Below are 14,457 nucleotides of genomic sequence, written 5' to 3' on the forward strand. Positions count from 1 at the left end.
ATGAGGTTCCTCAGCTTTATTGCCCGGACGAATTCGAAGGATCGATTACGATTACGAGCACGATTACGAGCACGAGCACGAAGAGAATGCTGTAATTCCCGAGCCGACTTGTCACGTCCGCCCCTCAAACAAGTCGCGGCCCTGCACCAGCGCTCGGATTTTGCGGTCGGCGACGGAGCGCTTGAGCATCCAGAAGCCGCAGTCGGGATTGATATACGCGATGCGGTCTTCGCCGAGGGCTTCGGTTGCGTCTTCGATGCGCTGGGCGATCTGGTCGGGCGTTTCGACGACGTTTGATTTGATGTCCACGACGCCAAGGCCGATCTTTACTTTTGGGTTTATCCGCTTGAGGTGGGGAAGTTCCCACGAGTGCTGGTGCACGACCTCGAGCAGGACGTGGTCCGCGTGGAGTGCGCCGAGGAAATCGATGAGGTTCTGCCAGTCGCCGCTCTGCACGGACTGGCCGCCGTAGTTGCCGAAGCAGAGATGGACGGCGGGCGTCGTTTTGACTGCGTCGAGCACGCGGTTGATGCAGTGCACGGCCCACGATGCGTCTTCGGGGTGGCCGGGGATGTTCGCTTCGTCGAGTTGCACGACCTCGGGATAAATCTCCGAGACTTGCGAGGCGAGTACGTCGGCGATTGCGTTGCACAGCGCCTCGCGATCGCCGTAATGGTTGTCGAGCAGCGTCTTGCCCAGCATGTGCGGGCCGGTGACGGTGAACTTCATCGCGGACTTTGTGAGCGCGCGGGCGCGTTCGTAATCGAGCGCGAGGTTCAGCGTGCCCTCGCCAATGGGGCCATCCACGACGCCCGCGGGCTTCGCGCGAAACGCCATTTGCCGGTCGCTGTGAAACTTTGCGATGTCCGATCGCGACACGTTCGAGCGGACGTTTGCGAGCGGGCGCACGAAGTAATCGATCATGCCGTTGGTGTCGGGATGATTGACGTCGTATCGATAGAGCTCGCCGTCGGCGATCACGTCGATGCCGGCATCTTCCTGAATTTTGAAGACGACGCGGGTGGCATCGATGACGGCCTGCTCGCTCGGGTTCGCCTGGAGCCAGTCGGGGACGGGATAACTTCCTACTACGGTAGTTTTGATCATGTCTGCCCTCTTTCGACGTTGATGCGAATACTGCGCGCGGCGATCTTCTGCCTTAAATTCTAACCCCAATTCGAATGGCACTTCTGGTGCCTGGCACTTCTTGCCAACTTCAAGCATTCCCGTGACTCTTCATGGCGCCCGAGTGCCCGGTAGCATTCAGCCATGCTCTCGTAGAGTTGCGCGGGTATGCAAGCATGCGCAGGAAGTTTGCTTCTAACGTACTCAAAGTGTTGCAACGCGCGTTCATACCGTTTGGCTTTTGTATCCCGGAAGCCGTGCGTGAGGGACCTTCCAACCAAAATCGTTCTGAGGAAATCTATCGGATGCTTTAATAGAAAAAGCATTGACCTTATACCGACAGTTGCCCATTGCTCCTTATTTAGGCGAGCGGATTCACGTTTTTCACTCTTAGCTGACAACTCGCTTTCACTCCTGCACGTCCAACGATTCGTACTCCCAATCGTGCAGCGGGACCATGTCCGCGTAGTCGACGACGTTGCCCAATCCGAAGCCGGGTTGTTGCAGCGAGCGCAGATCGAGCGAACCGTTGCGGATGCGGACGCGCGCGCTCTTGCCGAACCGCTCATACAAGGTACCGTGCACCTTGAAACAGTCTTCAAGTTCGAGATGCGACACATGATCGAGCGTTCCGCAGTAATGGTGGCCGTTGCGTTCGGCGTGTTCGATGCCGAGGACGCTGAGCGCGCAGAGGTCCTGCTGCAACGGCACGAGCGGCTGGTTGCAGAGGTCTTCGGCCGAGAGGGTGTATCGCGCAGCGTCCTGCCTGTTGAGGTAGTCGATGTACATGCGGTTCATCAGCCCCTGGAAGACGCCCTTGCAGTTCTTCACACTGACGCCGCGGTAACCCAGGGCCGCGGCCTGCTTAAACGCGTCGACGTGGTCGTCCGATTCGTCGATAATGACGGGCGGCAGTTCAGTAGCGGCGTCGAGACCCGATGCGCCGGTGTCCGACAACGCGGCGCTTCTTTCGATGGGTTGTTCCAACAACAGCACGCGCGACAGGAAATTCCCCAGTTCCGGCGTGTCGAGCAGCGCGGCATACCATGCGCGCAGTTCGGCAACGTTGTGAAACTGCTCGTTGCCGTCGAGTGTGAGTTGGTATGCGCCCGGAAGCATTTTCTCCAGGAGCGCCGCCAACGCGACGAGGTGGGGCTTGTCGATATCGAGGTTCGCGCAGACCTTCACCTTGAAGTATCGAACGCCCGCGGATTTGATCCACGCCTCGACACTTTGCGGAATGCCGTCGTTTAACCGATCCGCTGGGGCGACGTCCGTGTCGGTAATCGGATCGCCAAGACCGACGGTGTGCCGCACGGCGATGGCGTTTGCGGGTTGATCGGGAATTGCATCCTCGATACGCGCGCCGGCGAGTTCGTCGTGCACCAGGCCCGGGTCGATGCCGAGCAAGTTGCGTTTCACGAGCGTGTGGTAACTGCACTCGGCCGCCTTGCCCGCGGCGTCGATGAGGGCGCGCTCGATGATTGACGATCCAAAGGACCCGGTGAGCGCGTTCAGCCCGACAATCTGCGTTGCGTCATGCACGAGCCCGTAGGCTTCGCGCCAAATGTCGAACGGTGTGCGGCACGCATTGGCGACGGCGAGGTAGCCCTGCACTCCCGTTTTCGCGGCGAGGACGAGGTCGCTGACGTTGCGATGAAAGTCTTTATCCGGCGCCTTGTCGAACCACTTCGGCGGGAGCATGTCTGCGCTGGTGCCGGTGATGGCGATGCCGTCCTCGTCACGGGCCACGAGTTTGACGTGCAGGAGCGGCGCGGCCGTGAGGCATGCCCTGCCATAACGAAACGGCAGGCGCATGCGCACATTGCGCATGAAAAACGAGACGGACTCGACGGCGAGTTTGACCGTACCGCTGTCACTCATCGTTCATCCTCGGCCCATTGCGAATAGGGGTGTTGACACAGCGACGTATTCAGGTAGCGCGGATCGCCGGAAACCTCCGTCCCCAACCACGGCGGGCGCTCGTATGGCTCGTCTTCCGAGTCCAGTTCGATTTCCGCGACGACAAGCCCGGCGTTGGCCCCCTCGAACACGTCGACCTCCCAAGTCTTGCCACCATACTCCACGCAATGGCGTGTCTTTTCAATCGCGGTCCCATGACATGACGTGGTGAGCAGCGCGTGCGCGTCGGCCAGCGGTATCTCGTACTCGAACTCGTGGCGGGTGATAGAGACGGTTGCGGTCTTGATATTGAGCGTGGCAACACCGTCCATGATTCGGACCCGGACGGCTACCGGCGGTCCGTAGGCGAGATACCCTTGGACGCACCGCTGACCGGCGCCGGTTTGCAGCCATGTATCGTTTGGTACGAGGAACTTACGCTCGATTTCGGTGCCCAAGGCTTAGCCCTTACCACTATATATTGACAATTTTCGACGAATACTACAAAATATTGTGCGTGAAAGAACTTCCTGTCAACGATTTCCGAAACCAGACCGTTTTTCGGACAGTCTGACTTTTCAACTACCCAACATGTTTTCCGAGGCCCAAACCACACCAGTTCTCCCCATGCCTGGGCGGGGTATCCCGTTTCGGGGGGAGTTCTGCTATACTAACGAAATTCGGGGATCCATTCGCTATGACGCATAGAAAGCATCTGCGGTATGGTTCGCGGCGGTACACCATGACACCGGAAGAATCGGCCACCTGGGATCGGGTGGATGATCACGAGCGGCGCAAGCTGATCGGGATCCTGGAAGATCGGCTCGCTGCCGATACGCCAGACGACTCCGGGTGCCAGCTGTTTTTTTACCATTCCAATGGGACGTTGCTCGCGAAGAGTGTCGTGCATCAGTCCCTGTTCCGGCCGAGCACAAGCTAGGCTGGCTTCCTAACCGTTTTCTCACGCGGGCGACATTCGACGCGCGGCGGTGGGTCGTGTCTACACGGGCCGGGTCTTCACGTACACGCCTTTTACGACCGATGACGCGCTGCCGAAAGTGGCGCGCATGTATTCGAGCGCGGCGCCAATACGTTTGGCGTTGGCGCCGAGGTCGCCCTTGCCGTCGCGCGATTTCGATCGCATGTCGAACATTGCCTGTCCGTCGCGCTCGATAATGCGCATCACAAAGTCGTCGCGAAACCGGAACAGGCGGGTGACGGCATACCCTTCGATAATGCCGTGATCGGCGTTCGACCGTATTACAGCCCAGTCGCGCTGCGCGTTCGCGTATTCGAGCGCGGCGTCAAATACCTTCTTGCGCGTGGACGGATCGGCGTCCACCACGCGAAACGTGGTTATGTTCGGGTAGTTGTCGCGAATCTTCGGTCCGAAGTCCACAGGAAACGTCATATCGCGGCCCGCGTTATCGGGGAGTTCGGCGACTGCGACAAATTGCGGCGGGTTTTCCACGTCGGTCGAGACGTCGTTGATGCGCGGCGCGCCGGCTCCAGGTGCGGCGGAACCTATCGCGACAAGCATGGGCAGGGCCGCGAGCCCGACGACGATCCGAGGCGGACGTTTTGTTACGGCACGAACAAGAATCAGGATGAGTGTATGTACGAGGCTGACGAGTCCGCCCAAGGCGAAGATGAGGAAACCTCGGAACGGTGCGATCACTTCGAAGTGCGCGAGCGCTGCGCCCGCGATAAGTAGCCCCAACGGAAGCAGCACGGCCCAGGCGAAAAAGATGGCCCGATTCCCGCTGTCAGATTCGGCCGGCTCGTGTTTCCAGGGTTCCGCCATGCGTGTGCTCCGATTGGTTACCTAAGTTGCTTTTAGACTATCACGTGCGCATGTGTCGAACTCCGCCTGCTGCGACTTCACGCCGGGTGCGGCGCGCCAAGCCTCGAGCAGCGCGTGGGAATCGAGCGACGATCCATTCGAGAGCAGAGGGCTGGCGCGATATTGCGTGAGCGATTGGTACGGAGCGCCGCGTTTGGATTCGCAGTAATGGAAGAGGGGTTTGCTCTGCTCGTGTGTGTGCGCCGCCGTGCGCATGCTGCCGCCCATGTGCCGGGGTTCAATGACGCAGACGAGTTTCGACAGCGCGGCGATGGTGGCGTTGCGAGTGACGGCTGCGTGGGTTTGCCAGGCCATTTCCGGATCGAACTGGCTGATGAGGACGCACTGGTTCGATTCGATGGCGTCGCGCACGTACGCGGGAAACGAGTACCTGCGAATGCCTTGCGGTAGAACAATGACGGTCGATCCGTTCGCGTCGAGAGCGGCACGGTGCGCTGCGGTGTCGATGCCGTCCGCGCCACCGCTGACGACGCAGATGCCTTCGCGCGCGAACAGGCGCGCGCAATCCGCGGCGATGCCCTCGCCGGTGTGCGAGGGCGTTCGCGTGCCGACGATTCCCGCGCTGTAGGCACGGAGAAGGTCGAAGTTGCCCGCACACCAGATGAGTGCGGGCGCGGTTTCGCCGAGATGCAGGGAAAGTAGTTCGGGATAGTTCTCGTCCGTAAACGCGGAACACCGGACGCCGTGGTGCAGGATGCGGGCGGCGTGGCGTTTCGCGAGTGCGAGGGAGTCGGCGTTAACTTGGCGCGCCGCGAGGAGCACCGCGTCGAACGCGTTCGCCGGGAGTTGGAGAAGGAGATCGCGCGGGTCGGTCGCGATCGCTTCGGACACGGTAATGCCGAGAAACTGCGCCATGGACAGAGCGCGGCGTCCTGTGGCGTTGCCTGCACCTTCAACGCGCATGAGCGCGAGCAGCGCCGCGATGTCTCGTGGTTCCATTCCGTTCTCTCCGAGCGGGCATGCTACCATGCGCACGAAGAATCGGACGAATGGGACGCATTTCGAGTATCGAGTACGATGACGACGCACGAGCACAAGCGCGGCATTGCGCGGAATGGAGTGGGGGGCGGTAGCAGAATCCCAGTCGGACGGCGCCGCGGCTCGTGCTGTTGGCGGAGCCGGTCGCTCTGGAACGCTCCCGGTGGGTGCAATTGCGTGGCGCCAATTGAGAGCCAAAGCGGCTGCGTTGGTACCGCACTCCGTATTGGTGTGCCACAAATCCCGAGATCGAAATGACAGAACGATTGGTCATCGCGATTGATGGCGGCGGTACCGGCACGCGCGTCGGGCTGTACAAGGAAACAGGGGAGCAAGTATCCGAAACCACGGGCGCGGCGGTGAATCCGTTTCAGGTTGCGCCAAGCGCCGCCGCGGATCATGTGGCATCGCTAGCGTCGTTGCTGATGCGGGATCGGCCGAACGCTCAAGCGGTCGTTTATGCCGGAATCTCCGGCGCGCGCGAACAAAACCTCAGGGAAATTTTTGCGCAGTCTCTCTGCGTGAACGTTCCTCGCGTCGAACGCGCCGTAGTTACGACGGACGTGCACGCACATCTGTTGGCAAACCTGGACCGTCGGGCGGGCGCGCTGGCGATAAGCGGAACGGGAAGTAGCGTGGCCGTGCTCGATGCGACGCGACAAGTATCTCTCTTCGGGGGACGCGGGCCAATCCTCGGCGATGACGGGAGCGCATACCATGTTGCTGTAACGGCGCTGCGCCGCGGGCTGTTCGCAAAAGACGAGAGCGGCGAGGCGCCTGCGTTGTTGAAAGCGCTCCGCAGAAGCGCGGAACTAAAAAGCGCCGAAGGCTTTGTCGGTTGGGGGAAGCTTCAGATTGCAAAGCTCGCGGAAGTTGTCCTGCAACGTGCCGATGACGGCGACTCGTTCGCACTCGAGTGCGTACGCGATTGTGCGATGTCGCTTGCGAATCTCGTGCGCGCCGCGGTAAGGCGTACGCAGCTTGGCCCAACTGCGCCCATCTTCGTCATGGGCGGAATGTTTGAGCACAGTTTCTTGTATTGGGATGAGTTTCGCCAGCAGTTACGGAAGCTCGGCGTCGAGAACGAAGTGAAGATTGCGCCGTTGATCGGACACCGCGCCATATTTGAACTTAGCCGCCATGCGCACTTGCCGGAGTCGGTGCCGCAAGCCGAGAGCACGCCGCTGTCGCGTATGTCAACTGAACCGGACCGCTTACCTTCGCACGAGGACGACAGCACCCCGCTAGACTGGCTGAACACGCCTTGGATTGTCGAGCGCATGCGACGCGCGGACAGCGCGGCGGCGCTCGCGACGCACGCGTGCCAAACGGAACTGGCATTGCTCATCAATCGGATCGTCAAAGCGTTTCGCTACGGCGGCCGACTCGTCTACATCGGTGCGGGGACGAGTGGGCGGATTGGGGTGTTGGATGCGTCGGAGTGCCCTCCTACGTTCGGGGTGCCGCCGGGGCAGGTAATTGGGATTATCGCGGGCGGCGACCGTGCGTTGCGGGAGAGCGTCGAGGGCGCGGAGGACGACGAGAGTTTGGGCCGCGCGGACATCGACGCGATCGATCCGCCGATCGGGAAGGATGACGTTGTCGTCGGAATAGCGGCGTCTGGGACGACGCCGTATACGTTGGCGGCTATCGCAGCGGCCAAGGCGCGCGGCGCGGCGACGGCCCTGGTGTACTGCAATCCGGATGCGAAGATTGGCGAAAGCGTCGATCACGTGTTGCTGTTGCCGACGGGGCCGGAGGTGTTGCCCGGGTCGACGAGATTGAAGGCGGGGACGGCGACAAAAATGGTGTTGAACACCATTACCACGGGCGCGATGGCGTTGTCGGGACGCGTGTTCGAGGGATACATGATTGGCGTGCAACCGACAAACACGAAGTTGCGCAAGCGCGCGGCACACATCATTTCCGTTTTGACCGGGATTGATAACGAGAAAGCTGCGCAACGGCTGCGGGACGCCGGCGATAGTGTTGCGGCAGCCGTGTTAATGGAACGGTTAAAGATTTCCGCGGAGGAGGCGCACGCGTTGCTCGAGAGCGCGCGCGGTGACGTGCGCGCGGCAATTGCGTTGCACAGTAGCATGAAAGAAACGAGAGATTGAGGCGGTCGAGTGCAGTTTGCATTGCGGTGGCTGCGATTGTCGCCGCTGCATCGTGTGTTGGGCCACGACCGCCCGCTGCGCCTCCGCGAGCGCCGAAGCCTGCGCCCATTACATCGCCGAGCCCGATCCCAAGCCCGCATCCCCCGCCTGAACCGGAACCAGCCCCGGAAACACCGCACAGTACAGGCGTGTCGCCGGGCAATCCATTGGTCAGGGTACGGCTGTTTCATGGGACTCCGGCGGTGACCATCGAGGCCTCGGGCGACACGCAGATCGAGTCCGGCGGGAAACGGTTGCCGCTTGCACCGGGTGCATGGCAGTTCCTGCGTGGGCAGGTACAGCCGCCAAGTCAGCGGTATTACGTGTTCTCGAAGACGTTTCGTCCCGGCGACGAGCCGGCGATGGAGCTTTACCTCGCGGAGTGGAAGGCAAAAGGTTACGAAGCGGAGCCGGTGTTGCGCGGGGACCGATACGAGACGAACGACGGGCGTGTGCTTGATGGATGCCAGTATTGGGTGTCACTCGCGCGCGCGGCGACGCATACCGACGCCCAACAGATCGTGAAGCGGCTGGAAACGCTGGGCACGTGGGCGTGGGTGCGCGTAGAGACAATCGCGCCGGGCAGCGGAACGGTCTCGCTGCGGTCCGGCGGGCAACAGGTGGCATCAATAGCATTGCCGCTCACGCTGCGCAGCGCGAATCCGGTGTCCGTCAAAACGGGTTCGCGCGAAGGAATATTCGCGGGCGCAATCGAATTGTGGGTCGAGCCGGATGCGACGCTTGGGGTGTACGAAACCCTGCCGATGGAGGACTACCTCGCGGGTGTGCTGCCAGCAGAGATGCCATCCACGTGGCCGATGGAGGCGCTCGAAGCGCAGGCAGTGACTGCGCGCAGCGACGTACTCGAGCACCTTGGTTTCAAACACACGTTGGAGGGTTTCCACTTTACGAACAGCGAAGGCGACCGCGTGTACGCCGGGCACGGCGGGCGCCTTGCGTCGACCGATGCGGCGGTCGCGAATACGCGCGGCCAAGTGATCGTGGCGAACGGGCGCATCGTGCCGGCCGTATTTAGCGCCGACTGCGGGGGCTGGACGGAGAACAACGAGACGGTCTGGTCGTCGCCCCCGAACGCGGCGCTTCGGGGGGTATCGGACCTGTTGGACGCGCCGGACCCTCCTGGCTCGCCGAGCAACATTGTCGATTGGCTGGGGACAAGGCCCCCCGCAAACTGCGCTGCGGACGAGAAGGAGTTCCGCTGGACCCGGCGGGTCGGCGCGGAACAGCTCAACGGGCTGGTCAACCGGCAGTATCGGGTGGGTCGAATCTTAAGCATTCGGGCGGGGGAACGGGGCGTCAGCGGGCGGCTGAAATCGGTCACCGTAAAGGGCACGGCAGGGTCGGTAACCATTCGCAAGGAACTTCCTATCCGGCAAGCATTTGGCGATTTACCCAGCTCCATGTTAATAATTAAGGAGGAACGGGGACCGTCAGGCCCGGTTGCATGGATATTCACGGGCGGCGGCCGGGGCCATGGCGTGGGGTTGTGCCAGCACGGTGCGCGCGGAATGGCGCTCAAAGGATTTGGGCACGACGCGATTGTGGCGCATTATTTCAGCGGTTCGACGTTGGCGACAGTACGCTAACGGAAATCCGCGAACCTGCGGCGGAAGACGACGATCATGCTGTTCGAGGGAATCAAGAAAAAGCCGACGCGCTATGTGATTGGCCTGGCCTGCGGCAATTCGTGCCGCGGGGTGGATGCCGCGCTGGTGCGCATCAAAGGCACGGGCAAGGATCTCGCCATCAAGCTGATCCGCTTCAAGCACTTCCCATACTCGCAGGGGCTGCGCACGCGCCTCATCGTTGCGCGCAAGGACGCGCGCGAGATTTGTCTTCTCAATTTCGAGTTGGGCGAATTCCTCGCCGAAGCGACTACGGACATGCAACGCTTCGCGCACGCGGAAATGTGCGAAGTGGATTTCGTCGCGTCATCGGGCTTCTCCGTCGCGCACAACCCGCCGCGCGGATACGACCACGCCGTGGGGACGATGCAGGTAGGCGAGGCCGCAGTGATTGCGGAGCGCACGAACCTGCCCGTCGTGTCGGACTTTCGCGCGCGCGATATCGCCGGCGGGGGACAGGGCGGGCCGATCTCCGCGTACCCGGACTGGGCGCTGTTTCGCCGCGAGGACCGGACCATCGCGCGTGTGCACCTCGGCGGAATCACGAGCATTTCCGTATTAACGCCAAAATTGGAGGACGTCATCGCGTTCGATGCCGGCCCGGGGACGGTTGCGATCGACGGCGCCGTGCGGCTGCTCTCCGGCGGCAACATGGAGATCGACGACAAGGGCGCGGCGGCCGCGAAGGGTGTGGTAATCGACGAGTTCTTGGAGTACCTGTTGGACCATCCGTACTTTGCGAAGGTGCCGCCGAAGTGCACGAGCCGCGACGAATTTGGGCCGGAAGTGTATCTGCGTGACGCGCTCGCCGGCCGCAAGGAGCATTCGTTCGAGGACCTGATGGCGACGGTGACGTCCGCGGTGAGCTACTGCATCGTCCGCGCGTTCAATCGCTTTGTGAAACCACAGTATCAAGTTTCGAGACTGATCCTCAGCGGCGGCGGCAGTGTGAACCAAGCGCTGCTCACGCGCATCAAGAATGGGCTTTCCGATCTGACCATCCGCATGAGCGACGAATACGGCCTGCCACACGACGCGGTGGACGCCATCGGCGCGGCGATCCTCGGCAACGAGACCTTTTGCGGCACGCCGTGCAACGTGCCGCACGCAACCGGGGCGAAGGGGCCGATCGTGCTGGGGCGGATCACGCCTGCGTAGAAATCCAGCCCGCCCCGGCTATCGCACACTCTCATACATTGATTTTGGCGGTGGCGATTTGCCAATGCGACGGGGTATCCTTGGATGGTACAACTCGGATGAAATAAGTGAAGCAACGTGCCCCGCGAAACAGAACGCTTGTTTGTTCCGATATGGAAGCGGAATCGTTTGCGCATCGGCTTCTCCATGTAACGGCCCCCGTCGATTTGGGTACGGTCACGGGCTGCGTCATCAACCAGGATGTTTTTGAAGCGGCGCCACTCCTGCCGCGCGGTACAGTGGATTTGCTCATACTGGATCCGCCGTACAATCTGACTAAGGACTTCAATGGGGAACCGTTCAAGGAACGAGACGGACGCGAGTATCAAGAGTGGTTCGGGCGCGTCGTCGATTCGCTTGGGCCAGTGCTACGGCCGCGCGCCTCGATCTATGTGTGCGCGGATTGGAAAACGTCCGGGCTGATTCAGCCGGTCCTCGAACGCTATTTCACGGTCAGAAACCGGATTACGTGGGAGCGCGACAAGGGGCGCGGCGCCAAGTCGAATTGGAAGAACAACACCGAAGACATCTGGTTTTGCACGCGCGGGGACGAGTACACGTTTAATGTCGATGCCGTGAAAGTGAAGCGGAAGGTCATCGCCCCCTACCGGAGGGAAGACGGCGCTCCCAAAGATTGGGACGAGGGGGCAGGAGGCAATTACCGGCTCACGCACCCCTCGAATATTTGGACCGATATCACCATCCCATTTTGGTCGATGCCGGAAAACACGGACCATCCGACCCAAAAGCCGGAGAAGCTCATCGCGAAACTCGTGCTGGCGAGTTCCAATCCCGGCAATCTGGTGCTCGACCCGTTCCTGGGGAGCGGCACTACCGCGGTCGTGGCCAAGAAACTTGGCCGGAGCTTTATCGGCATCGAACGGGACCGGGACTATTGCTGCTGGGCGCTCAAGCGGTTGGACGCCGCCGAACATGACCGGTCGATCCAGGGCTATTCCGACGGGGTATTTTGGGAGCGCAACTCGGGTCCGCCCCCGCCCGAAGGCGCCGCGCACGCGCAGCAGGAGCTGTTTGGGTGAGGTCGAAGTTCTTCTACGACGGGCACTATCGGGACATCTCCGCGCGAATCAAGGACTATATCAATGGCGCGCCCGACTTTCTTTCCGCGCACACATCGGGAAGTACGCGCGCGGTGGGGGATGCAATCGAACGAATCATCTCGGACAGGTTCGACGCGCTGCTCGGCGAATGGTGCAGGGATTACTCGGCGCGTTTCGCGCGGCGGGCTATGGCCGACGTCGCTTTTACGGACAAAGACGGGTTCTATTGTGTCGTTGACGTGAAAACGCACCGTGAAGACACGAAATTCAACATGCCCAATCTAACGTCCGTCGAGCGCTTGGCGCGGTTCTACGAGGACGACACGAATGTATTCACTCTGTTAATGGTGAAGTACCGGATCGATCGCGCCACAGTGATCGTTTCTGAAGTTCTCTTTGTCCCCATAGAATTCCTCGATTGGGATTGCCTGACCCTCGGGAACCTCGGGTGGGGCCAAATTCAGATTGCGAATTCGAACCGTATCCACCTGAACCACGCGTACTCCCGCAGGGCGTGGATGCTGTCCCTATGCGATGCGCTATTAGAGTTCTACCCAAAGGAGATCGCAAAAGTTAACGAACGAATCGGGCACTTCCATACGATAAAGTCGTACTGGGAGGAGAAGGCCGACGTGTGGTCCCCGGAGTCATGACAAGGCCCCTTTCAGGCCCATCCCGTCGGTGTGGCCGGACTGCATAATATGAAACGCATTCTCGTTACCGGCGCTGCCGGGTTTATCGGATCGCACACGTGCGACGCGCTGTTGGCGCGGGGGGATTATGTCGCGGGGATCGATTGTTTCGATTCCTTCTACGATCCCGCGATCAAGCGGCGGAACATTGCCGGGGCGCTGACATCCGATCGGTTCCGGTTGCACGAGATCGATATCTGCGACGAAGCGGCGTTGATGCGGGCGTTCGATGCCGAGCGGCCTGACGTCGTGGTGCACCTTGCTGCGCGCGCGGGCGTGAGGCCATCGCTCGAAGACCCGAACCTGTATAACCGCGTGAATGTCATCGGGTCGCAGCACATTCTCGACGCATGCCGAAAGTACATGCCGTCGCACCTGGTGTTTGCGTCGAGTTCGTCGGTATACGGCGGGATTAAGGAAACGCCGTTCCGCGAGACGATGGCGTGCGACCGCCCCGTCAGTCCCTACGCGGCGACAAAGCGAATGAACGAGTTGATGGCGCACGTGTACCACCGCGTGTACGGGCTCCGCGTGACGCTGCTGCGTTTCTTTACGGTGTACGGCCCGCGCCAGCGGCCGGAGATGGCGATCCACAAATTCGCGAAACTGATCGACGAAGGCAAACCCGTGCCGATGTTCGGCGACGGATCGGCACTGCGGGACTACACGTATATCGACGACATCATGGATGGTGTGCTCAAGGCCATCGACACGCCTTTCGACTACGAAATCTTCAATCTCGGCGAGAGCCACACAACAAGCCTGAAGGATCTGATTGGTCTGCTCGGCGAGTTGATGGGCAAGGACGTGAAAATCGAACCGCTGCCGTTCCCGCCGTCCGATATGGAGACGACCTACGCCGACGTCTCGAAGGCCCGCGAGATGTTGGGATACGCGCCGACGACGAGTATGCGGGAGGGGCTTGCGCGATTCATCGGTTGGTATCGGGACCAGATTCGTCCATCTGACTGAGCGATCGCATCATGCCGCGCTCGAGTGGCCATACGTTCCCGCGCGCGTAGGGATAATACATCGCACGGCCGTCGAGGAATATCACGTGTTGACCCTTCCCGCTGTGGACCTCGGGGCGCTCGATAAACACCGGAATGCGAGACGGATCTCGATACCAGTTATTCCACGCGCCGCCCGGGGGCAGGTCCTTCAACGACTGGACGCGGAGCAACGCGTTCCGGCCATCTGACCGGGACTTCGCGAGTGGAATCACGTCCTCAAGAGGTTCTCCCTTGGCCATCTTGGCCGAGTAATAGCTGGCGAGGGTCCTTCCGTCGGCCTCGTCCTCCAGCATGTACCCCAAGTACAGGAAGCGCGAATCATCGACTTTTCCGTCCGGATAGATCGCATTAACGAGGTCGTTGGCCGCGGTCATCTTGTTTTGTGACTCTATTTTATAGTCAACAGTCAGCATTCCAGACTCCGACGACAGCCTCAGCGGTGAAGTGGCCGCGGCATAGTCAAGGAATCGGGCGACGGCCGGGGCAACGAATTCGCGACAGTGGCAGGTGCCGCGGACGTGAACGGCATCCGCGCGTTGAACGGACAGCACGATAGCAACTACGACCACCGTTGCAGCGCCGATTCCCATGCTCAGCGGCACGACGGAGCGCGACCGCCGGACTTGCTCGGTATTGCTCATGAGACCAATTCCTCTCTTCACGGGGCGAAATCGTACTCAGAGGCAGTCGCCCAAGTCGAGTTAGCGTGATCGAACCGCGAACCATTCGGCATACATAGTGTCAGATTGGTTGGCACGCGCGGCGGTCTACGCGTTTATTCGTATTGCCGTTCTTCGGGATGTGGGCTATACTCGTAGTC

Annotated in this window: 13 protein-coding genes; 7 read left to right on the forward strand and 6 right to left on the reverse strand. The window is 60.9% G+C overall.

All coding sequences use genetic code 11. The annotated features are described in order from the left end of the window. Positions 1-111 precede the first annotated feature (111 nt). The 3 genes from HUU46_21195 to HUU46_21205 form a co-directional block, all read right to left on the reverse strand. Positions 112-1,107 (reverse strand): cobalamin-independent methionine synthase II family protein, encoded by a 996-nt coding sequence (locus HUU46_21195; protein NUM56164.1) that lies wholly within the window; start codon positions 1,105-1,107, stop codon positions 112-114. Positions 1,108-1,533: 426 nt separating this feature from the next. Beyond that, on the reverse strand, positions 1,534-3,009 hold the full coding sequence (locus HUU46_21200; protein ID NUM56165.1) for a hypothetical protein: 1,476 nt from the start codon (positions 3,007-3,009) through the stop codon (positions 1,534-1,536). Continuing rightward, on the reverse strand, positions 3,006-3,485 hold the full coding sequence (locus tag HUU46_21205) for a CYTH domain-containing protein (protein NUM56166.1): 480 nt from the start codon (positions 3,483-3,485) through the stop codon (positions 3,006-3,008). Before HUU46_21205 ends, HUU46_21200 begins: the two co-directional genes overlap by 4 nt. A 284-nt stretch (positions 3,486-3,769) precedes the next feature. On the opposite strand from HUU46_21205, the gene HUU46_21210 reads away from it, so the two are divergent. Next, positions 3,770-3,967: a hypothetical protein gene (locus HUU46_21210; GenBank protein ID NUM56167.1), complete on the forward strand. Its 198-nt coding sequence runs from the start codon at positions 3,770-3,772 to the stop codon at positions 3,965-3,967. Positions 3,968-4,027: 60 nt separating this feature from the next. Here HUU46_21210 and HUU46_21215 read toward each other — a convergent pair whose 3' ends face one another. After that, a complete protein-coding gene (locus HUU46_21215) occupies positions 4,028-4,831 on the reverse strand; it encodes a DUF1499 domain-containing protein (GenBank protein ID NUM56168.1) in 804 nt (267 codons plus the stop codon). A 21-nt stretch (positions 4,832-4,852) separates the two neighbouring features. Further along, a complete protein-coding gene (locus tag HUU46_21220; GenBank protein NUM56169.1) occupies positions 4,853-5,830 on the reverse strand; it encodes a DNA-processing protein DprA in 978 nt (325 codons plus the stop codon). Positions 5,831-6,123: 293 nt separating this feature from the next. On the opposite strand from HUU46_21220, the gene murQ reads away from it, so the two are divergent. The 6 genes from murQ to HUU46_21250 all read left to right on the forward strand — a co-directional run bounded on the left by murQ (position 6,124) and on the right by HUU46_21250 (position 13,596). Then, positions 6,124-7,989, forward strand: a complete 1,866-nt coding sequence (gene murQ, locus HUU46_21225) for an N-acetylmuramic acid 6-phosphate etherase (protein NUM56170.1) — start codon at positions 6,124-6,126, stop codon at positions 7,987-7,989. Positions 7,990-8,231: 242 nt separating this feature from the next. Further along, positions 8,232-9,635 carry a SpoIID/LytB domain-containing protein gene (locus HUU46_21230; protein ID NUM56171.1) on the forward strand — a complete coding sequence of 468 codons (1,404 nt, stop codon included), beginning with the start codon at positions 8,232-8,234 and terminating at the stop codon, positions 9,633-9,635. A 36-nt stretch (positions 9,636-9,671) separates the two neighbouring features. Further along, positions 9,672-10,832, forward strand: coding sequence for an anhydro-N-acetylmuramic acid kinase (locus HUU46_21235; protein ID NUM56172.1), 1,161 nt, complete (start codon positions 9,672-9,674; stop codon positions 10,830-10,832). A 152-nt stretch (positions 10,833-10,984) separates the two neighbouring features. Then, positions 10,985-11,911: a site-specific DNA-methyltransferase gene (locus tag HUU46_21240; GenBank protein ID NUM56173.1), complete on the forward strand. Its 927-nt coding sequence runs from the start codon at positions 10,985-10,987 to the stop codon at positions 11,909-11,911. Then, on the forward strand, positions 11,908-12,585 hold the full coding sequence (locus HUU46_21245) for a hypothetical protein (protein NUM56174.1): 678 nt from the start codon (positions 11,908-11,910) through the stop codon (positions 12,583-12,585). Before HUU46_21240 ends, HUU46_21245 begins: the two co-directional genes overlap by 4 nt. A 48-nt stretch (positions 12,586-12,633) precedes the next feature. Beyond that, positions 12,634-13,596, forward strand: coding sequence for a GDP-mannose 4,6-dehydratase (locus HUU46_21250; GenBank protein NUM56175.1), 963 nt, complete (start codon positions 12,634-12,636; stop codon positions 13,594-13,596). Here the strand turns inward: HUU46_21250 and HUU46_21255 are convergent. Continuing rightward, positions 13,556-14,278 (reverse strand): hypothetical protein, encoded by a 723-nt coding sequence (locus HUU46_21255; GenBank protein ID NUM56176.1) that lies wholly within the window; start codon positions 14,276-14,278, stop codon positions 13,556-13,558. The genes HUU46_21250 and HUU46_21255 overlap by 41 nt on opposite strands. Positions 14,279-14,457: the final 179 nt, after the last annotated feature.

This window comes from Candidatus Hydrogenedentota bacterium (assembly GCA_013359265.1).
GTDB lineage: Bacteria > Hydrogenedentota > Hydrogenedentia > Hydrogenedentales > SLHB01 > JABWCD01.

What these genes read in the sequence shown, in the direction of transcription:
- HUU46_21200 (NUM56165.1), bottom strand. Translation starts at nt 3,009, where the DNA reads ATGAGTGACAGCGGTACGGTCAAACTCGCCGTCGAGTCCGTCTCGTTT.
- HUU46_21255 (NUM56176.1), bottom strand. Translation starts at nt 14,278, where the DNA reads ATGAGCAATACCGAGCAAGTCCGGCGGTCGCGCTCCGTCGTGCCGCTG.
- murQ (NUM56170.1), top strand. Translation starts at nt 6,124, where the DNA reads ATGACAGAACGATTGGTCATCGCGATTGATGGCGGCGGTACCGGCACG.
- HUU46_21240 (NUM56173.1), top strand. Translation starts at nt 10,985, where the DNA reads ATGGAAGCGGAATCGTTTGCGCATCGGCTTCTCCATGTAACGGCCCCC.
- HUU46_21250 (NUM56175.1), top strand. Translation starts at nt 12,634, where the DNA reads ATGAAACGCATTCTCGTTACCGGCGCTGCCGGGTTTATCGGATCGCAC.
- HUU46_21220 (NUM56169.1), bottom strand. Translation starts at nt 5,830, where the DNA reads ATGGAACCACGAGACATCGCGGCGCTGCTCGCGCTCATGCGCGTTGAA.
- HUU46_21215 (NUM56168.1), bottom strand. Translation starts at nt 4,831, where the DNA reads ATGGCGGAACCCTGGAAACACGAGCCGGCCGAATCTGACAGCGGGAAT.
- HUU46_21210 (NUM56167.1), top strand. Translation starts at nt 3,770, where the DNA reads ATGACACCGGAAGAATCGGCCACCTGGGATCGGGTGGATGATCACGAG.
- HUU46_21235 (NUM56172.1), top strand. Translation starts at nt 9,672, where the DNA reads ATGCTGTTCGAGGGAATCAAGAAAAAGCCGACGCGCTATGTGATTGGC.
- HUU46_21195 (NUM56164.1), bottom strand. Translation starts at nt 1,107, where the DNA reads ATGATCAAAACTACCGTAGTAGGAAGTTATCCCGTCCCCGACTGGCTC.